This is a genomic window from Streptomyces sp. NBC_01445 (assembly GCF_035918235.1).
Taxonomy (GTDB): Bacteria; Actinomycetota; Actinomycetes; order Streptomycetales; family Streptomycetaceae; genus Streptomyces.
Genome location: NZ_CP109485.1, coordinates 9,416,572 through 9,435,752 on the forward strand (window position 1 = coordinate 9,416,572; position 19,181 = coordinate 9,435,752).

Sequence of the window (19,181 nt, forward strand, 5' to 3'; positions counted from 1 at the left end):
TCCTTGTGTGTCTGCGGGGTTCGGGAATCTGCGGGGCTTCGGCCGGGATACGGAGGGGATCGATGTGCATCGTACACATCGAATGTATGACGCACATTGTGTGGTGGCTACATCTGGCTGTGCGACGATTGGCGCGGGGGTGTGCACGGACGCGCGGTGCGACGCCGCGGGGAACGACAGCAGGAGGCGGCAGACGCATGGCCAGGCCCACGTACGAGCTCGAGTACGAGCAGATGCTCCTCAGTCGGCACGGACTCGTGCACCACAAAGGCGGGCGCCCCGAGAACGGCACTCTTGAGCGCAGCGCCTACATTCTGCTGAGCCGCATTCGCGTGCAGGGGCCCATGTCCATCGGTGAGCTCAGCGACGCCTTCGGGCTCGACGCCTCCACCCTGAACCGGCAGACCGCCGCCGCGATGCGCTCCGGGCTGGTGGAGCGCATCCCTGATCCCGACGGCGGCATGGCCCGCAAGTTCCGCATCACGGACAAGGGTGCGGCCGTCCTCGACGAGGAGCGCGATCACATCGTGGGCAGCCTGGACCGCGTCATGACCGACTGGGCGGACGAGGACATCGCGGCCTTCACCACCTACCTGAGGCGCTTCAACATGGACATCGAGCGACTGGGTGGCCGACCGTGGCCTCGGCCGTGAGATGTGCGCCGGCGATCCGGAGAAGCTGAGCCGGCGCGCGTGAGGCCGGGCGGGTGAGCTCGAGCCGCCGAGTTCGGCCGCTGAGTTCGGGCTCCCTGGGAAAGTGGGGCGTCGGGGGCGTCCCGGGAGACGTCTGCCGTTAGAATCCGCTCTCATGTCGAACCCTGACGAACTGCTCGTCGACATCGCCGTCATGGTGGAGTCCGGGCAGAGCAATCAGATGTCCCTGACTGTGGTCACCAGCGGCGCTGTGATCACCGGACGCCTCGCCCCCGAGGCCGTGTGGAGGCAACGCGTCTCGGAGGTCCTGACGGACTCGGACCACCTCGGCTCCTTCTCGGAGATCTTCACCTCCGACGGGAAGCCCGATGTGCGTAAGCGGGGCGAGACCGATGACGGCCCCGCACCCACTCATCTGCACTTCCATGTGGCCCGGATCCTCCAGGGCAGCGTCGGCATCCCCGAGACGGGCGGCATGTACCGCGTCGCGATCCAGGACGTGAGTGCCTGGACGGTGGGCGACTTCAGCTACTCCGACCACTGACGTTCAGCTGCCCGCAGCGCCGAGAACGCCCCGCACGCACCGTTCCACCTACCCCAAGAAGCCCGCTGTGGCCGTGACGAACCGGTACGCGTCGTCGAGCCACGGGTAGTGCCCGGCTCCGGGCTGGACGACGAGCTCGGCGTCCGGGAACAGGCGGGCGAACTCGGCCATGGTGCGCGGAGGCGCCCCGAGGTCGACCTCGCCGGCAAGCAGGAACACCGCAGACGTGAACCGCGCCAGCGCGGCGCGCGTCACATCCGGGTCGAATGCGCCGGGCGCGCCGTAGGCGGCCACGACCTCCACGTTCATCCGCTCGTCCCCGGCGGCCTGATGCGTCTGCGCCGTCTCGTCCCAACGGCCGTACGAGAAGGGGGCGATGGCCTTCCAGTGCTCGTCGGTCGCGTTGCCGGTGGCGACCCTCTCCAAGGCCTGGAACGCCGACAAGAACCACGGTTCGCCCCGGCGCAGTTGCGCGGTCTCGGTCCGCAGGTCGCCCGTGATCGTGAGGCCCACCGCCCGGACGCTCGGCGTGATCAGCGCGAGCTTGCCGACCCGTTCCGGATGGCGCCCCGCGTACAGGACGGCAAGATTCGCGCCACCGCAGTGCGCGAGCAGGTCCATCCGCTCCAGGCCGAGATGCTCGCGCAGGGCCTCGACGTCGTCGACGAGGCGGTCGCAGCGGTACGACGTCGGGTCCTCCGGTACGGCCGACAGGCCTGTGCCCCGAAGGTCGAGCCTGATCAACTGCCGGTGCGCGCTCAGGCCCCCGAGGTCGCCGAGGTATTCGGAGTCCGTCGGCCCACCTGGCAGGCAGATCAAGGGAGTTCCGTCACCGAGAGCACGGTACGCGAGCCGGGTGCCGTCGTGCGCGGTGAAGGTGGTGACGTCGTCGAGGTGGGGGAGTCGCATGGGTTCATAGCCTTTCGGGATGCCTGCGGGCACTCCCGGAGCCACCTGTGTCAGGTGAACCGCATCACCGCGCGGGAGGAGAGCACCCAGTCTGAAACAGCGTTGACGGGACTCACCTCCTCGATCGAAAACGTGCGTGCGACGCTATCAGTGGGCAGCTGCCTGCGGCGACCCATAAGGGCGACCCACAGAGACCCATAAGGCAGCCTTATGGGTCCATAGGTCCAACCCGACTACTAACTAAGGTTTGCCTTAGTTTAGGCTTCCCGTCGAGTGCCCATGCCACGAAGGGAACCTGATCATGCCTCGCCCTCTGCGGGTAGCCGTTGTGGGAGCCGGTCCTGCCGGTATCTACGCCGCTGACGCGCTGCTGAAATCCGCGGTGGCCGAAGACCCCGGTGTGTCCATCGACCTCTTCGAGCGGATGCCTGCGCCGTTCGGTCTGATCCGGTACGGCGTCGCACCGGACCACCCGCGGATCAAGGGCATCATCACGGCCCTGCACCAGGTCCTCGACAAGCCGCAGATCCGCCTGTTCGGCAACGTCGACTACCCGGGCGACATCAGCCTCGACGACCTGCGCTCGTTCTACGACGCGGTGATCTTCTCCACGGGCGCGACGGCCGACCGCGCGCTCGACATACCGGGCATCGACCTCGACGGCTCGTACGGCGCTGCCGACTTCGTCTCCTGGTACGACGGTCACCCGGACGTCCCGCGGACCTGGCCGCTCGAGGCGGAGAAGGTCGCGGTCCTGGGTGTCGGCAACGTCGCGCTCGACGTGGCCCGCATCCTGGCCAAGACGGCGGACGAGCTGCTGCCGACCGAGATCCCGCCGAACGTCTACGACGGCCTGAAGGCGAACAAGGCGCTGGAGGTCCACGTCTTCGGCCGCCGTGGTCCGGCGCAGGCGAAGTTCAGCCCGATGGAGCTGCGGGAGCTCGACCACTCCCCGAACATCGAGGTCATCGTCGACCCCGAGGACATCGACTACGACGACGGCTCGATCGCGACCCGGCGCGGCAACAAGCAGGCCGACATGGTGGCCAAGACGCTCGAGAACTGGGCCATCCGCGACGTCGGCACCCGGCCGCACAAGCTGTTCCTGCACTTCTTCGAGTCCCCGACCGAGATCCTCGGCGAGAACGGCGAGGTCACCGGCCTGCGCACCGAGCGGACCGCGCTCGACGGCACCGGCAACGTCAAGGGAACCGGCGAGTTCAAGGACTGGGACGTCAGGTCCGTGTACCGTGCTGTGGGCTACCTGTCCGACGAACTCCCCAAGCTGCCTTGGGACTTGGCTTCGGGCACCGTACCGGACAAGGGCGGCCGGGTGATCGAGGAGTCCGGCGAGCACCTTCAGTCGACGTACGTCACGGGCTGGATCCGGCGTGGTCCCGTGGGCCTGATCGGCCACACCAAGGGCGACGCCAACGAGACGGTCGCCAGCCTCCTGGACGACCGCGAGAACGGCCGTCTGAGCACGCCCTCCTCGCCCGACCCGGAGGCCGTGGACGCGTTCCTCGACGAGCGGAACGTGCGCTACACGACGTGGGACGGGTGGTACCGCCTTGACGCCGCGGAGAAGGCGCTGGGCGAGCCGGAAGGCCGTGAGCGCGTGAAGATCGTCGAGCGTGAGGACATGCTCAAGGCGAGCGGCGCGTAGCCCCTGGCGGCAGCGGTGCCTGCCGTCCTGGCAGGTGGTGGTCAGGAGTAGCTGCTCCAATGGCGTAGGGTGGTGTCTACCGACGCGGGGTGGAGCAGCTCGGTAGCTCGCTGGGCTCATAACCCAGAGGTCGCAGGTTCAAATCCTGTCCCCGCTACTGCCGACCAGGGCCCGGATCCAATGGATCCGGGCCCTGGTTCGTATCTGCGGCTCCTTGCGGCGCCGCCGCGGCGAGCGGGGGTCAGGGGTTCGAGGGCGCCGCCGCCGGGACGGGCTCCCCGATGATGCGGCTCGCCAGTTCGGCGGCCAGTTCGGGGACGCTGAGGCGCAGTTCGGCCTCCGCCGCGGCCCGTTCGGCCTCGATCACGGCCTGGCCGTCGGCGAGGAGCGCCTCGCGTTCGCGCAGTCCGTCCTCGCGGGCGGCGGCTATCAGCGCCGCACCCTCCTCGCGCGCCGCCTGCGTGACCCTGGCGGCGTCGCGACGGGCCTCGGCGAGCAGGGCCTGGGCGCCGACGTGCTCGGCGGAGGCTTCCGCATGGATCGCCTCGGCGCGCTCGAGGGCGCCTTCCGTACGGTCGGCGCGCTCGGCCAGCACCTGGTTGATGCGGGGAAGGAAGCGCTTGAACCAGAGGAAGACGACGGCGAAGAGGACGAGGGCCACTGCTAGGACTTCGATTTTTGCGTTGAGTGGTCCAAATTTCATCGGCAGAAGGTACATGTCCCCTGCCTACCTGCTCATGCGTGCCGGCCCAACGCTCATTTGCGTCAGATTTGGCGGGATGCCGTCTCTGGGACTCCGTGCGACACCGAATCGATGGCGTACCCGGTTCGTCAGCCGTGCCCGGTGCCGCGCGAACGGTCCGCTCCGGCCCGCGGACGCTGTGGTTCGCCCCGGCGCACGGAGCCGGGCGCCCGACGGGCCGGATGGTTGGCGTGCGCGGACGAGGTGAGCTGCCAGGGCACGCTCGTCACCATCACCCCGGGCGTGAACAGAAGGCGGCTTTTGAGCCAGAGCGCGGACTGATTGTGGAGCAGGTTCTCCCACCAGTGGCCGACCACGTACTCGGGGATGAAGACGGCGACGATGTCGCGAGGGCTGTCCCGGCGGATGGCGCGCACGTACTCGACGACGGGCCGCGTCACCTCGCGGTACGGGGAGTCGATGACCTTCAGCGGTACGTCGATGTCGTACTCGTCCCAGCTCTCGCGCAGGGCGGCGACTTCGTCGCGGTCGACCGACACGGTCAACGCCTCCAACTGGTCGGGGTGGGAGGCTCGCGCGTAGGCCAGGGCGCGCATCGTGGGTTTGTGCAGCCTGGAGACCAGGACGATCGCCAACACCCTTGAGGGGGAGGCGAGTTCTGCGTGCGGGTCCTCGACGGCCAGCTCGGCCGACGTCGCGTCGTAGTGACGGCGGATGCCGCGCATCATCAGCCACAGCACCGTAGCGGCGAGTACGGCCAGCCAGGCGCCCTCGGTGAACTTCGTGACGAGCACGATCACCAGGACGAGGCCGGTGACGCACGCGCCGACGGCGTTGATGGCCCGGGTCGAATGGTGGCGGCGGCGCACCACGGGGTCGTGCTCGGTGGCCAGCTCCTGGTTCCAGTGCCGGACCATGCCCAGCTGGGAAAGGGTGAACGAGGTGAACACACCCAGGATGTAGAGGTGGATGAGGCTGGTGACGCTGGCCTTGAAGCCCCAGAGCAGCGCTGCGGCGACGACGGCCAGCGCGAGGATGCCGTTGGAGAAGGCCAGCCGATCGCCCCGGTTGTGCAACTGGTGCGGCAGGTAACGGTCCTTGGCGAGGATCGAGGCCAGCATCGGGAAGCCGTTGAACGCGGTGTTCGCGGCCAGGATCAGGACCAGAGCGGTGGCGGCCTGGATGAAGAAGAAGCCGACGCTGTGCTCACCGCCGAACACGGCTGCCGCCACCTGCGCGATGACCGTGCGCTGCGTGTAGCTCCCGCAGTCCCCGTCGAGTCCCGTCAGCCGGCATGCGTCGTCCGTGACGTGCACCTTGGAGATCAGCGCGAGCGTCGTGACACCGACGAACATGGCGATGGCGATGCCCCCCATGGCCACCAACGTGGCGGCGGCGTTCTTCGACTTGGGTTTGCGGAAGGCCGGTACGCCGTTGGAGATCGCCTCCACACCGGTCAGTGCCGTACACCCCGAGGAGAAGGCGCGCAGGACGAGCATCACCAGGGCCAGGCCCGCGAGATGTGCGTCGGACTTCTGGGGAGCGATGCCGTACGCGGCGGTCTCGGCGACCGGCGCGTCCCCCAGGGCGTACCGGATCAGCCCGGTGATCACCATGATCAGTACGCCGCCGATGAAGAGGTACGTGGGTGCGGCGAAGGCGTGGCCGGACTCGCGGACGCCGCGCAGATTCATCGCGGTGAGAAGGGCGACGAAGCCGACGGCCAGCAGGACGCGGTAGTCGTTCAGCGCCGGGAGCGCCGAGATGATGTTGTCCACGCCGGAGGCGACGGACACCGCCACCGTCATCACGTAGTCGACGAGCAGCGAGGCGGCGACCACAAGGCCGGCCGACGGCCCGAGGTTGGTGGACGCGACCTCGTAGGAGCCGCCGCCGCTCGGATACGCGTACACGACCTGGCGGTACGAGAGCACGACCACCGTCATCAGCGCCACCACCGCCCCGGCGATCCAAGGCGTGAAATGCAGATAGGCGAGTCCGCCCAGGGTGAGGACGAGCAGGATCTCCTGGGTCGCGTACGCCACCGACGAGAGCGGGTCGGAGGCGAAGATCGGCAGGGCGAGGCGCTTGGGGAGCAGAGTCCCGCCCAGCTCCTCGCTGCGCATGGCGCGGCCGATCACCAGGCGTTTGACCAGAGCGGGCACGTTGAACACTGCGTGAGCGTATGGCGGACCGTGCCGCCGTTCGAGCCTGCGGACGTGTCGGCGGGCCGGGGTACACAAATGGTCCTACGGTCCGGGGGAGACCAGCCGGTCTCTTGGGCGTGGGTCTTCACCGTCGCCTCGCTGAGCGTCAGCACTTCGCGCTCGCGCGGTCTGAGGACGGCAAGGTCGCGGTGGACGGCGGGGGTTGAGGGGGAGGAATCCTCCGGCGGCGAGCGCCGCGTAGCCGTAGGGGCCGAGGTCGACGGTCCTCCTGCACATCCGCGAGCGGCGCCGCGGCGCGCCTGACCATCGCCAAGGTGCCGCACGACGAGTGGTTCGCCACGGGCGGCAAGGCGCTGTCAGGGGCTGGCGTGCCCCTGGAGCGCGTGTGCGAGGCCGTGCTCGGCGTCGTCGGTCAGGGCGCGGTGGTACGCGGTGTCGTACGCGCTGTCGCCGGCCGCCTTGCGGGCCTGCTGCTCCCACTGGTCGCGGATCTCGGACAGCTCCGGGGTGCCGCGATTCGGGTGGCCGAGCATGCGCCAGTAGGCGTGGCCTGTGCCGGAGGTGCGGGCGGCTTCGACTCCGTTGCCCTGGGCCGCGTTCGCGCCGGTGAGCAGGTCGAGGCCGAGGGCGATCCCGAGGTTGTCGTTGAGGTTGTGCTTGCTGGTGAGCATGGCTCGGGCGTGGATCTCGGCCTCGTGCGGGCGGCCCTGGAGGAGGTTGATGAAGGCGAGTTGGTGGTCCGCGTAGGACCGCGCCCAGTGTTCGCCGTACTCGTGGCTGAGCCGGCGCAGGCTGGTGGCCTTCTCGTGCGCCTCGTCGAGCCGGCCGAGCGCGGAGAGGGCGAAGGCCCTGATCACCAGGCAGCAGAGCTGCGGGGCGCCGGTCGGCGGGGTGCTGGCGTGGGTGTTCAGGGCGTGCTCACTCACGTCGTACGCGTCCTGCGGGTGCCCCGTCATGAGATGCGTGAGGCCGAGGGTGTGGGCGGCGAAGAGTACGGACTCAGGCGTGTCGTCCTCCTGCGCGGCGAGGGCGCACCGCTCGCCGACCCGCAGGGCGGTCTGGTGGTCGCCCTGCAGGGTGAGGGTGATGCCGAGCGCCCACAGGGCGCGGGTGCGGGACGGACCCCGGGGCGTGTCCAGCCTCAGGGCGCGTTCCAGATAGTCACGCGACTCGTGCAGGTGTCCGCAGCAGGGCCAGAACAGGCCCGTGCGCCCCGCCATTTCGACGGCCGTGTCGGCGTTCGTGGTGAACAGGTGGTCGAGCGCGGCGCGTACGTCGGCGTGACTGTCGGAGATCCGGGTGTACCAGGCGACCTGCCGGTCACTGAGCCAGCCGGCCTCGGCCTGCTCGACGATCCCGGCGAAATGCGCGGCGTGGCGCCCGGCCAGGGTGCGCTGCTCGCCGAGTTCGTCGAGCCACAGGGCGCCGTACTCGCGCACCGTGTCGAGCATCCGGAACCGGGTGCCGTCCCGTTGCAGGACCGACTGGTCGGCGAGCCGTTCAAGGATCTTGGGGATCTCGTCCGTGCCGAGGGGCCCGCCGGCGCAGACGGACCGGGCGTCCGCCTCGTCGACGGGGCCGTGGAAGACGGAGAGCCTGGCCCACACGAGGCGTTCGAGAGGGGCGCACAGCTCGTGGCTCCAGCCGATCGCGGTGCGCAGGGCGCGGTGGCGCTTGGGCCAGATCGTGTCGTCGACGAGGGTGTCCAGGCGTGAGGTCAGCCGCCCGGCGATCTCGTCGAGACTGTTCTCGCGCAGCCGCGCGCAGGCCAGCTCGACGGCCAGGGGGATGCCTTCGAGGCGGCGGCAGATACGGGCGATCGTCTCGGCGGCGCCGGGGGAGTCGAGCGGGACGTCGGGCGCGGCCGTGGCGCACCGATCGCGGAACAGGAGCTCCGCCTCGTCGCAGCCGCCCTCGTCGTCGCCCGTGGAGAGGGGGGCCACCTCGATGCAGTGCTCTTCCCGGACGGCGAGAGGCTTCCTGCTCGTGGCGAGGACAGTCAGGTTCGGGGCGGCGGTGAGGAGTTCGGTCACCAGCTCCCAGCAGGCGTCGAGGACGCGCTCGCAGCAGTCGAGGACGAGGAGGACGCGCCGCCCGGCCAGCCATTCGCTCAGCGCGTCGATGGGTGCGCGCGGATTGTGGTCCAGGAGACCGACGGCGTCGCAGACCGTGGCGGTGAACAGACGGTCGTCGTAGAGATGGGAGACGTCGGCCCACCAGGCCCCGTCCGCGTACGCGCCCCGTACCTCCTCGGCGGCGCGCAGCGCGAGGCGGCTCTTTCCGACACCGCCGCTGCCGGTGAGGGTGACCAGCCGGTGTTCTTTCAATGCCCGTCCGACAGCGGCCAGTTCGCTGTCGCGGCCGACGAAACTGGTCGTCATGACGGGAAGGTTGCCTACCACGCGCCCATCCTCCCGTGCGGCTGCTCCCGGCCGTACCCCCTCGCGAGAAACGGTCAAGAACGATCAGTTTCAGTCGCTGACCGGTCGGCCGGAGCCCGGGCCGGGCCCCGGGCCTGTGGGGCCGCGCCTGGCGCTCCAGGCCGACCGGTCGCCGCGGGCGCGGCCGGGGATCAGCCGCTGACGGACGCCGAGCCGGTCTCGATGTGGCCTGTGTAGCGGCGGGACCACGTCGTGTCCGTGCTGGACGTGATCGTGAAGTCGTACCAGCCCTTCTGGTTCGCCACGGCGTTGAAGAAGTCCTCCGTCGAGCCACCGGCGGGGACCGTGTAGTTCCACGGGCCGTCCGAGCGGTAGTTGTTCGACGTGATGGTGAACTGTGCCGACGCGGAGCCCGAGTTGGTCATCTTGAACCAGATGGCCGTCTTGCCGGTGCCGGACTCGACGGCGTACCGGGCGGCGACCTCGATCGCCTTGCCCGCCTTCGTGGCGTCGCCCTTGAAGCGGCGCAGGAAGCGGTTCGGCCCGGCCATCGTGATGTCGTACGCGCCCGACCCGGAGCCCGCGCCGATGTTGAAGAAGTCCGTGGCCGTGCCGCCCGCGTCGACCGTGTACTGCCACGGCGTCGTGTCGCGGTAGGCGTTCGGGTGGATGGAGAGGTGGGCGGCGCTGCGTGCCGGGGAGCCCTGGTTCGCCATGGAGAACCAGGCGAGGATCTTGCCGCCGGCGCCGAACTCGAAGTGGTTGAGGTTTCCGTTCGGCTGGTAGGGCAGGGCGCGCGCGGGGCGGGTGCCGGCCTCCTGCGTGGGCAGGGCGTTCGTCTGCGGCGCGGGGTTGGGCAGCGGGCCACAGGTGTTGTACCCGATGACCTTGGTGGCGGGCAGGCCGGACGGCATGCCGTACACGGGACTGGCGAAGTCGAACACACCGGTCAGGTCACCGGTGACCTTGCGGCGCCACGCGCTGATGTTGGGGCAGGTCGCCGGGGTGCCGAGGGCGGTCGTCCAGGTCTCCATGAACCGCAGCACGGAGGTGTGGTCGAAAACCTCCGACGAGACCCAACCACCCCTGGTCCAGGGAGACATGACCACCATCGGCACGCGGAAGCCGAGACCGAAGGGGGTTCCGTCGAGGAACTCGCCGGCCGTACCGGCGGGCGGCGACGGCGGCGGTACGTGGTCGAAGAAGCCGTCGTTCTCGTCGTAGTTGAGGAAGAGGACGGTCGAGTCGAAGACCTCGGGGGAGGCCGCCAGGGCGCGGTAGACCAGGTCCACGAAGTGGGCTCCGTCGCCGGGCGGGGCATACGGGTGCTCGGAGAACGCCTGGTTGGCGACGACCCAGGAGACCTGGGGAAGCTTGCCGGCCAGCGCGTCCGCCTTGATCGCGGCGGCGATGTCGTCGGGCGTGGAACCGGTCACGGCCGGGACGGAGCCCATGCCGCGGTCGTGCAGTGGGTCGCCAGGCTTGGCGGCGGCGAACTTCGAGAAGTACGCGAGACCGTTGTCGCCGTAGTTGTCATTGGCATTCTGGTAGACTTTCCAGCTCACGCCGGCCCGCTGGAGGGCCTCGGCGTACGTCTCCCAGCTCAGCCCCGACTCGTCGCCGCCGTCGTGGCTGGAGTCGTCGACCTTGCCGCTCCACAGGTAGGTGCGGTTGGGCCCGGTGGCGCTGAGAGTGGAGCTGAAGTAGGCGTCACAGACGGTGTAGTTGTCGGCCAGCGCGTAGTGGAACGGTATGTCGTCGCGGTCCAGGTAGCCGAGGCTGCGGACGTTGCCGACACCGGCGACCCAATGGTCGAGCCGGCCCTTGTTCCACGCGGAGTGCTGCGAGGACCAGCTGTGCGGCAGGTCGCCGTTGCACTGGGCGAGCGTCTCGCCGTCCACGCCGCCCGCGGCCGGGGTGGAGCTGAGTTTCCACGGGTACTGGCGGCCCAGCCCGCTCGGCTGGTTGAACACGGGCTGCCCGCCGGAGAGCGTGATGCCGCTGCGGTCGCCGAACCCGCGGACGCCCTTGAGGCGGCCGAAGTAGTGGTCGAAGCTGCGGTTCTCCTGCATGAGGATCACCACGTGCTTGACGTCCTTGACGGTGCCCGTGGCGGCTGCGTCCGCTCTGGTGGCGGGCAGCGCGGCGCCGGCCGCGATCCCGGCGCCCAGTGCGACAAAGCCTCTGCGGCTGATCGGTGTCATCGGTTCACCCTTGTCTCACGCGTACGTCCGAACACAACGGGCGCAAGAGTGCCGACATTTAATGGTCTGGGGCTAGACCTCTACATGGTCGAGTTTTTGAAACCTCCCCCAGCTAAGGGGGATTCCTAGCTCACGTCGCCTGATCCCCGGCGGGGATACAGGTCTTACACGATCAGCACTAGCCGGGACAGAGACCAGCCCGGACGAGCATCACACGAGCTGAGTTTTTATCCCGAGGTCGGGACACCCCGCACGTGGTGCACGTATACGTTCGTTCCCAGAGAGGCAGCGCGTGCTTGGTTCTCGCTCCGCAGTCTGCGCAGTCCATCGTGGTGTGCGCCGGGTGCACCAGGTGCACACACCGGCCGTGCTTACGGCCCATCTCGACCAGGGCTGTCTTCGTCGCGCCGATCGCCGCGTCAGCGGCCTTCTTGGCCATGGTGGACTTCGCGAGGAACTTCGGCCGGAAGTCCTCCACGGCCAGGGCGTCATGGTCGCGGACGACCTTTTTGGCCCACTTGCGGGCGGTGTCCTGACGCTGCCGGGCCACCTTCTTGTGCAGCTTCGCCGTCTGCCGCTTCGCCTCGCGGTAGCCCTTCGATCCGGCGTGTCCACGCTTCGGCTTACGCCGGGACATCATCCGCTGATAGTGCGCCAAGCGCTGGGCGGCGTTCTTCCCGTGCTGCGGGTGGGCAAGGTCGTGGTCATCGCTGGTGGTGGTCGCGGTCTCCTTCACACCCCAGTCGATCCCGATCACCCGGCCGGTTCCCGGCAGCGTCTCGGTCATGCTCGCCACGACGAACGACGCGTACCAAGCTCCGGTGCTGTCGCGGTAGACGCGGACGCTGGAGGGTGGCTTAGGGAGGGCACGCGACCACACGACCGTCACGGCGATGCCGCCTGCCAAGTGCAGGCGGCCGTCCTTGAGCCGAAAACCCCGCTGGGTGTAGTTCAACGACAAGTCGTCCTGGTGCTTCTTCTTGTACTTGGGCATCCCGGCCCGCTGCCGCATCGGCACAGCGGCCTTGATGTCCTTCAGCGCCTTCGCCCGCGACTTCGCGAAATCGCGTATCACCTGCTGCTGAACAACGCTGGAGCCTTCGCGCAGCCAGCCCATACAGGCACGCGCCTGGGTCAGCATCTTGTCCAGCCGGGCCGGACCGCACTTCTCGTTCTCGGCGTGCGCCCTCTTCGAGCGAGCGCAGCACTCATTCCACACCCACCGGCACCGCGCCCATTCCGCTTCGAGGGCGCCCGTCGCGGTGGACGACACACGAAGGCGGAGGGTGTATCGGGCATGCCCACACCTGCCGTCTCCTGCGCCGCGGTCGTCATGAACAGCAACCTATCCGGGAGGACTGACAATTGAGAGCTCAGATCCAATATGGGCTGCCCCACCACCACGGCGGGTGCACGCCGATCCGCCCTGCCGGCGAATCGGCTTCTCCTGCCCCGCTCCACAGGAGTCCGACTCCTCCCCGACCTGAGGCCCGGGGCGTCCTCGGAGGAATCCGGTGAACACCGGGTTCCGGTGGTCGCCGGCCGGACGCGGTCAGGGAGTGGAAGGGCTGTCGGACGCCGGTACCGCTATGACGAGGGCGTCGACCGCGAGGGCTCCTTCCGGTGAGACGCGGACCGGGTTGAGCTCGATCTCGCCGAGGTCGCCACGGTCGACGATCAGCTGGGAGACGGCTACGACGACTGCCGCCAGGGCGTCGACATCGACAGGACGGCTGCCGCGCCAGCCGGCCAGCAGCGGCCATGACCGGAGCCGGCGGATCATCTCGCGGGCGGTGTCGTGGGAGCACGGAGCCAGCTCGAGAGCGAGATCCTGGGTGAGCTCGGCCTGCACTCCGCCGGCGCCGACCACGACGACCGGGCCGAACGACGGGTCCCGCCGGGCGGCGACGATCACCTCGACCACATCCGTGCGCCGGTCCATCTCCTCGACCACATAGCCGTGAGACCCCAGCCGCGCCACCATGTCGTCGTAGGCGGCGCCGAGCGCGGCGGCATCGTGGAGTTCGGTCGCGACGCCGCCGTGCTCCGTCTTGTGCTCCAGCCAGTCGGCTTTGAGGACGACCGGAGCCGAGAGGGACCGCATCGCCGCACGGGGATCGGGCGTGCCCGGCGCGATGCCGACCGCGGCGGGGAACGGGACGCCCGCATCGGCCAACAGCTCTCGGGCGGCCGAATATCCGGCACCCGGCGCGACTCGATGCTTCGCGGCGGACGCATGCGGTACGCGCGGACGGGATGCCTGAGTGAAGCGGTGCGCGGTCTCCACCGCCCGCAGGGCCGCCTCGATGTCGGTGAAGGTCGGCACTCCGGCCGAGCGCAACTCGCTTACGGTATTGGTGTGTTCGGCCATCGAGTGGACGACGATGGGTAGCGCGCGCTCGGCGGCCAGTGAGCCGATGGCCCGCGCGACCTCCGACTCGGCCGCCTGATGTCCGGGGATGTCGCGGCCGTAGCTGCCGAAGTAGCCGGTCAGGACCACGGCGTCGGTGACCGAGGTATCGGCGAGTACCGCCGGAGTCGACGCGTACGTGGAGACGTCCTCCTCACCCGCACCGGCGAGGTCGACAGGGTTCGCGACCGCGGCGTGCGGCGGCAGCTGGGCCGCCAGGCGCTCCTGGACCTCCGGGGAGAACTCGACGACGGTCAGGCCGAGCCGGGACGCGGTGTCCGCGGCGACGGCCCCTTGTCCGCCACTGTCGGCCACGATCGCGACCCTGCGCCCTCGCACAGGCGCGGACCGGAGCAACAGCGTCGCTGTGTCGACGAGTTGGACCGGAGACTCGACGCGTACCGCACCGACCGTCCGGCAGGCGGCATCCACGACGTCGATGCCCGATGTCATGGAGCCGGTGTGCGAACGGGCCGCCTGCCGAGCGGCCTTGCTGGCGCCGACCGTCAGCAGGAGCACCGGCTTGCCCGCATCGCGCAGGCGGTCAAGGGCGTCCAGGAGCCGCTCGCCGTCGCCGAAACTCTCCAGATAGACCGCGACGACGCGGGTGGCTTCATGGTGGGCCAGGTCGGCGAGCAGTTCGGCGGCGCCCACGTCGAGCTGGCTGCCGACGGAGACGAACCTGGAGACGCCGATGCCGGCGCTCGCAGCCATCCCTGCGATCTCCAGGCCCAGCTGTCCGCTCTGCGACACGATCGCGAGGCTGCCGGGCGCGAACCGGCCCCAGGCCAGCTCCAGTTCGCCCGACGCGTCGTAGAGACCGAGGCAGTTCGGACCGAGCAGCCGGGTCGCGCTCGCCGCTATCACGTCAACGATCGCGGCCTCGTCCTCGACGCCCGCTGTGATCGCGAGCAGACCGGGCACGCCGAGAGCGACGGCATCTCGGACTCCGGAGGCGAGGGCGGAGGCGGGGACGGCGAAGGCGACCAGATCGGGGACCTCGGGCAGCGCGTCGAGGCTCGGGTGGCTGCGGCGGTCGAGGACCTCGCCGCCGCGCATGTTGACCAGGTGCACGCGGCGCCGGTGCGCGCCCGCGATGGCGCCGCGGGCGAGCCAGTGGCCCCACTTGGCCGGGTTGTCGGTGGCGCCGACGACGGCGACCGACTCCGGGGCGCGGAAGACGTCGAGAGTGGTCATGACTTCGCGAGCGCCCTGGAGATGACCAGCCGCTGGATGTCGGAGGTGCCTTCCTCGATCTCCTCGAGTTTCGCGTCGCGCATCCACTTCTCGGCCAGGAACTCCTGCGAGTAGCCCCAGCCGCCCAGCGTCTGCACGGCGGCCCACGTGTTGAACATGGCGTTCTCCGAGCCGGTCAGCTTCGCCATCGCCGACTCCGCGGTGACCTTCTCGCCCTGGTCGAAGAGGCGTGCCGCGCGCATCGTCACCAGGTGGGCGGTGTCGGCGCGGGTCGCCATGTCGGCGAGCCGGAACGCGACCGCCTGGTGCTCGATGATGGGCACGCCGAACTGCACGCGCTCCTGGGCGTACTCCACGGCCAGATCCAGCGCGGCCCGGCACAGGCCCGCGCAGGACGCACCGATCAGGATGCGTGAGGCGTCGAAGGTGCGCATCAGGCCCAGGAAGCCCTGTCCCTCGGCGCCGAGCCGGTCGGCCGCGGGGACCCGTACGTTGTCGAGGAACACCTCGGCGTTGACGATGGCGCGCTGCCCCATCTTGCGCATCGGCCTGCCCACGGTCAGTCCGGGCGTGTCCCGGTCGATGACGAACGCGGTCACGCCGCGCGCCCGGAGCGACGGGTCGACCGTGGCGAACACGACGAACCACTGTGCGTAGGGGGCGTTGGAGATCCAGGCCTTCTGGCCGCTGAGCACATAGTGATCGCCGTCGCGCACCGCGCGCGTGCGGATGCCGGCGGCGTCCGAACCGTGGTCGGGTTCGGTGACGGCGAGGGCGGTCAACGGGGGAGTGTCGGTGGTGAGCGGCCGCAGCCACCGCTCCTTCTGTGCCTGCGTGCCGAGTTCGAGAATGGGATCGGCGAAGAAGCCGCTGGAGGTGAGCAGATTGCCGATGGCGATGTCGCCGTGGCACAGCTCCTGCTGTACGAGCACCTGCGTGACCATGTCGGTCACTCCGCCGCCGCCGAACTCCGCCGGGATCATGAAAGCGGCCAGGCCTGTCCTTGCGGCCTTGTCCCACAGGTCCAGCGGTGACTCGGTCCGGGCGTCGTCGACGGCGCGGGCGCGGGGGCGGATCTCGGCGGCGGCGAAGTCGCGGGCGAGCCGGATGAAGTCGTGCTGCTCGGCGGAGAGGCCGAGCGCGTCGCGTACGGGGTAGGGCATGGCGAACTCCGTGGTGGGAGGGCTACTGAGGGGCTGTGACGTTCAGCGGGAGATGCGCTCGTGCGGGGGCCGGTGCTCGGCGACGGCGGCGGTCTCCTTCGGCGCCCCGGTGAAGAACCGCGGTGCGATGCGCCCGTAGGCCAGCATCAGCAGGTAGCCGAGGAGGAGCGTCCCGACGCCGATGATGAAGACTCCGCCGACGCGCCAGTGGGGTGCGAAGGGGAGGGTCCAGGACGTGTAGCTGTTCACCGGGTCCCAGTCGTTCTTCAGGCTCCACAGCCCGGCCGCGACGAGGGTCAGGCCGCCGATCGCGGGCAGGGTGAGGCGCAGCCAGAAGTCGGCGGCGCTGCGCCGCCATTGGGTGCGGTGGGCCCAGGCCGAGGTGAGGCCCGTGAGGCCGTAGTAGAACGCGATCATGAGCCCGCAGGAGGACACGGCGTCGCCGATGACCTGGCCGTGGCTCAGGAAGTTCATGACGACGTAGCAGACCGCTCCCGCGACTCCGGTGGCGATGGTGCTGAACTGCGGGATGGAGTAACGCGGGTGGACTTTGGCGAAGACGCGCGGCGCGGCTCCGCGGCCGCCCATCGCCAGGAGCGTGCGCCCCAGGGAGAGCACGGTCGTCTCGGTGGACGCGGCTGCGGAGGACAGCACCATCAGGACGAGCAGATGCCACAGGAAGGACCCGAAGCCGCTGTCGCCGAAGACGGCCTTGCCGATGGCGGAGAAGACGTCACCGAAGTTGTCGGGGTTGCCGAGCCCCGTGCCGGTCGTGCCGGTGCCGGCGAAGGCCAGGGTCGCCACGGTCGAGACGAGGTGGAGCACGAGCAGCATGACCGTGGAGGAGACGGCGGCGACGCCGGGTGTCCGGTGCCGGTCGGTGGTCTCTTCGTTGACGGTGAGCGCGGTCTCCCAGCCCCAGTAGATGAAGAGCATCAGGACGAGGCCGCTGACGAATGCGCTGGGTGAGGAGATTTCGAACGGGTTGAGCCAGGACCAGTGCGGATGCCGTGCGCCGGCACCGGCGTTCCCCGTGTAGACGCGTACGAGGGCGACCACCGAGAAGACCGCGAGCATCGCGAACTCGAGGAAGAGCAGGGCGCGTTGGACGGCGGCGGCCACTTCGATGCCGCGGTAGCAGACGGCCGTCATCAGGGCGATCCAGCCGAGTCCCGCCAGGAGGACCCAGGGGCTGGACGGGTCGGAGCCGATGCCTTTCGCGCCGAAGAGGATGAAGACGTACTGGCCGGCGACCTGGGCCAGGCTCGCCATCACCAGGGTGAACGAGGTGATGATGGCCCAGCCGCCCATGAAGCCGACGCGTGGGCCGAGGACACGGGTGGCCCAGGTGAAGATGGTTCCGCAGTCCGGCTCCTGGCGGTTGAGAGCGGCGTAGCCGAAGGAGACGAAGAGGATCGGGACGAACGCGAGCACGACGATCGACGGCGCCTGGAAGCCGACGAAGGCGACGATGAACGCGAGGGTCGCGGCGAGGCTGTAGGCGGGGGCGGCGGACGCCACCGAGAGGATCAGGCTCGTGGTCATGCCGAGCGCACCGGTGCGCAGGCCCTTTTCCCGCGAGCTGTCGGGTGCGGCATCCGAAGTGGTGTCAGGTGACGTTGCCATGGGCGGACCCCCTGTCCGGGGTGGGTGGCGAATCGCAAGATTGATGCGTGGGTCAATGATGCTGGCGGTGCAGGGCGTGTCAAGGCTTCCGGACGGATTCATCGCAACGATTGACTGATGGATCAGTCTTGCGACATGCTCTGCGGCCATGTGGGAACAGACCGAAATGGACCTGGTCGAATCCGAGGTGGTCGTCGTGGGCGGCGGCTACGCGGGACTGGCCGCAGCTCTTCAACTCCATGACCAGGGCGTCGACTTCACCCTCGTCGAGGCCGCCGACCGCGTGGGCGGCCGCGTGCTCACCGAGACCCGGCCCGCCGGCGTGACGCTCGATCACGGCGGCCAGTGGGTCGGCCCGACCCAGACACACCTGCTCGCCCTCGCGGACCGCTTCGGCTGCGCCACCTTCCCGACCTGGGAGACCGGCAAGCACGTCGAGGTGTGGCACGACGGCGGCACCGTCCCCTACATCGGCGCGGCACCGGCCGACGGCCCCGGCATCGCGGAGTACACCCGCGTCAGCGAAGTCCTCGACGAACTCGCCGGGACCGTGGACACCCGACAGCCCTGGCGCACACCCCGGTTCGCCGAGTGGGACGCCCAGACGGCCGAGTCGTTCTTCCGCGCGCAGACCGACGACGCGGACGCCCGGCGCCGCCTGGCACTCGCCGTGCAGGGTCTGTGGTGCGCGGAGCCGTACGAGATCTCCCTGTTCCATGTGCTGTTCTACATGGCCGCCGCCGGCGGGTACGAGCAGCTCATGGAGACGCGGGGCTGCGCCCAGGACAGCCGCTTCGTCACCGGAGCCGCCGGCCCGGCCCGCGCCGTCGCCGACCTCCTCGGCCGGCGCGTCCGGCCAGGTGAGCAGGTCCAGTCGATCGAGTACGACGAGGAAGGCGTCCGCGTCCGGACCGCGTCCACCGTGTTCGAGGCCCGCAGGGTCATCGTCGCGCTGCCCCCACAGGCGGTCCGCACCATCCGCTTCACCCCGGGGCTCCCCGTCAGCAGGGACGGCTGGCTGTCCCACAGCCCGATGGGGCGCGTCGCCAAGGTCCACGCGGTGTACGACTCCCCGTTCTGGCGGGCCGCCGGACTCTCGGGCGTCGCCACGCTCTACGACGACGGACCGGTGGGCGTCGTCTTCGACAACTCCCCCCACGACGCCTCCCGGGGCGTCCTCGTCGGATTCGTGTACGGCGACCGGGTCACCGACTGGAGCGACCTCGACGATGCCGGCCGCCGTGAGGCCGTACTGGCGAGCTTCACCACCGTCGTCGGGGAGGAGGCGGCACGTCCGCTCGACTACACGGAGAAGATCTGGTCGCGGGACACCTTCGCGAAGGGCGGCTACGAGGCGTACGTGACTCCCGGCGGCTGGACGGGATACGGGCGGCGCGGCTGGCGGAAACCCACCGGGACCGTGCACTGGGCCGGAACCGAGACGGCTAGTCTGTGGAACGGCTACATCGACGGTGCCATTTCGTCGGGCCTGCGAGCGGCCGACGAGGTCGTGTCGGCACTCTCATCGCAAGCGGAAGGCTGAACGGGCCCAGCGCA

The 19,181-nt window shown here is 69.6% G+C and carries 13 protein-coding genes and 1 tRNA gene; 5 read left to right on the forward strand and 9 right to left on the reverse strand.

Annotated features, from left to right (window positions below):
- Positions 1 to 197 precede the first annotated feature (197 nt).
- Together OG574_RS42945 and OG574_RS42950 are read left to right on the forward strand one after the other, a co-directional pair.
- On the forward strand, positions 198 to 653 hold the full coding sequence (locus OG574_RS42945; protein ID WP_326777647.1) for a MarR family winged helix-turn-helix transcriptional regulator: 456 nt from the start codon (positions 198 to 200) through the stop codon (positions 651 to 653).
- A 154-nt stretch (positions 654 to 807) separates the two neighbouring features.
- Entirely contained in the window at positions 808 to 1,197 is a 390-nt protein-coding gene (locus tag OG574_RS42950) for a hypothetical protein (RefSeq protein ID WP_326777648.1), read from the forward strand.
- A gap of 48 nt (positions 1,198 to 1,245) precedes the next feature.
- On the opposite strand, the gene OG574_RS42955 is transcribed toward OG574_RS42950, so the two are convergent.
- Positions 1,246 to 2,106, reverse strand: a complete 861-nt coding sequence (locus tag OG574_RS42955) for an alpha/beta fold hydrolase (RefSeq protein ID WP_326777649.1) — start codon at positions 2,104 to 2,106, stop codon at positions 1,246 to 1,248.
- A gap of 301 nt (positions 2,107 to 2,407) precedes the next feature.
- Between OG574_RS42955 and OG574_RS42960 the strand changes: the two genes are divergently transcribed.
- Both OG574_RS42960 and OG574_RS42965 read left to right on the forward strand, forming a co-directional pair.
- On the forward strand, positions 2,408 to 3,772 hold the full coding sequence (locus OG574_RS42960) for an FAD-dependent oxidoreductase (RefSeq protein ID WP_100594461.1): 1,365 nt from the start codon (positions 2,408 to 2,410) through the stop codon (positions 3,770 to 3,772).
- Positions 3,773 to 3,855: 83 nt separating this feature from the next.
- Positions 3,856 to 3,929, forward strand: a tRNA-Met gene (locus OG574_RS42965).
- 84 nt (positions 3,930 to 4,013) lie between these two features.
- Here the strand turns inward: OG574_RS42965 and OG574_RS42970 are convergent.
- The 8 genes from OG574_RS42970 to OG574_RS43005 form a co-directional block, all read right to left on the reverse strand.
- The gene (locus tag OG574_RS42970; protein ID WP_326777650.1) at positions 4,014 to 4,475 is read right to left on the reverse strand and encodes a F0F1 ATP synthase subunit B family protein; all 462 of its coding nucleotides are present in this window, start codon (positions 4,473 to 4,475) and stop codon (positions 4,014 to 4,016) included.
- A 128-nt stretch (positions 4,476 to 4,603) separates the two neighbouring features.
- Positions 4,604 to 6,601 (reverse strand): APC family permease, encoded by a 1,998-nt coding sequence (locus tag OG574_RS42975; RefSeq protein ID WP_326778793.1) that lies wholly within the window; start codon positions 6,599 to 6,601, stop codon positions 4,604 to 4,606.
- Between the two features lie 398 nt (positions 6,602 to 6,999).
- Positions 7,000 to 9,024 (reverse strand): ATP-binding protein, encoded by a 2,025-nt coding sequence (locus OG574_RS42980; RefSeq protein ID WP_326777651.1) that lies wholly within the window; start codon positions 9,022 to 9,024, stop codon positions 7,000 to 7,002.
- Positions 9,025 to 9,215: 191 nt separating this feature from the next.
- The gene (locus OG574_RS42985) at positions 9,216 to 11,228 is read right to left on the reverse strand and encodes a phosphocholine-specific phospholipase C (protein ID WP_326777652.1); all 2,013 of its coding nucleotides are present in this window, start codon (positions 11,226 to 11,228) and stop codon (positions 9,216 to 9,218) included.
- Positions 11,229 to 11,406: 178 nt separating this feature from the next.
- A complete protein-coding gene (locus OG574_RS42990) occupies positions 11,407 to 12,501 on the reverse strand; it encodes an RNA-guided endonuclease InsQ/TnpB family protein (protein WP_442816886.1) in 1,095 nt (364 codons plus the stop codon).
- A 279-nt stretch (positions 12,502 to 12,780) separates the two neighbouring features.
- Positions 12,781 to 14,835 (reverse strand): acetate--CoA ligase family protein, encoded by a 2,055-nt coding sequence (locus OG574_RS42995; protein WP_326777653.1) that lies wholly within the window; start codon positions 14,833 to 14,835, stop codon positions 12,781 to 12,783.
- Positions 14,832 to 15,998, reverse strand: a complete 1,167-nt coding sequence (locus OG574_RS43000) for an acyl-CoA dehydrogenase family protein (RefSeq protein ID WP_326777654.1) — start codon at positions 15,996 to 15,998, stop codon at positions 14,832 to 14,834. The genes OG574_RS42995 and OG574_RS43000 overlap by 4 nt, the downstream gene beginning before the upstream one ends.
- 42 nt (positions 15,999 to 16,040) lie before the next feature.
- Positions 16,041 to 17,624, reverse strand: a complete 1,584-nt coding sequence (locus OG574_RS43005) for an APC family permease (protein ID WP_326777655.1) — start codon at positions 17,622 to 17,624, stop codon at positions 16,041 to 16,043.
- A gap of 148 nt (positions 17,625 to 17,772) precedes the next feature.
- Here OG574_RS43005 and OG574_RS43010 point away from each other — a divergent pair, with 148 nt between their 5' ends.
- Complete coding sequence (locus OG574_RS43010; RefSeq protein ID WP_326777656.1) at positions 17,773 to 19,167, forward strand: flavin monoamine oxidase family protein; 1,395 nt, start codon at positions 17,773 to 17,775, stop codon at positions 19,165 to 19,167.
- The last annotated feature ends 14 nt before the right edge of the window (positions 19,168 to 19,181 follow it).

What these genes read in the sequence shown, in the direction of transcription:
- OG574_RS43000 (WP_326777654.1), bottom strand. Translation starts at nt 15,998, where the DNA reads ATGCCCTACCCCGTACGCGACGCGCTCGGCCTCTCCGCCGAGCAGCAC.
- OG574_RS42985 (WP_326777652.1), bottom strand. Translation starts at nt 11,228, where the DNA reads ATGACACCGATCAGCCGCAGAGGCTTTGTCGCACTGGGCGCCGGGATC.
- OG574_RS42995 (WP_326777653.1), bottom strand. Translation starts at nt 14,835, where the DNA reads ATGACCACTCTCGACGTCTTCCGCGCCCCGGAGTCGGTCGCCGTCGTC.
- OG574_RS42950 (WP_326777648.1), top strand. Translation starts at nt 808, where the DNA reads ATGTCGAACCCTGACGAACTGCTCGTCGACATCGCCGTCATGGTGGAG.
- OG574_RS43010 (WP_326777656.1), top strand. Translation starts at nt 17,773, where the DNA reads ATGTGGGAACAGACCGAAATGGACCTGGTCGAATCCGAGGTGGTCGTC.
- OG574_RS42970 (WP_326777650.1), bottom strand. Translation starts at nt 4,475, where the DNA reads ATGAAATTTGGACCACTCAACGCAAAAATCGAAGTCCTAGCAGTGGCC.
- OG574_RS43005 (WP_326777655.1), bottom strand. Translation starts at nt 17,624, where the DNA reads ATGGCAACGTCACCTGACACCACTTCGGATGCCGCACCCGACAGCTCG.
- OG574_RS42960 (WP_100594461.1), top strand. Translation starts at nt 2,408, where the DNA reads ATGCCTCGCCCTCTGCGGGTAGCCGTTGTGGGAGCCGGTCCTGCCGGT.
- OG574_RS42980 (WP_326777651.1), bottom strand. Translation starts at nt 9,024, where the DNA reads ATGACGACCAGTTTCGTCGGCCGCGACAGCGAACTGGCCGCTGTCGGA.
- OG574_RS42945 (WP_326777647.1), top strand. Translation starts at nt 198, where the DNA reads ATGGCCAGGCCCACGTACGAGCTCGAGTACGAGCAGATGCTCCTCAGT.
- OG574_RS42975 (WP_326778793.1), bottom strand. Translation starts at nt 6,601, where the DNA reads ATGCGCAGCGAGGAGCTGGGCGGGACTCTGCTCCCCAAGCGCCTCGCC.
- OG574_RS42955 (WP_326777649.1), bottom strand. Translation starts at nt 2,106, where the DNA reads ATGCGACTCCCCCACCTCGACGACGTCACCACCTTCACCGCGCACGAC.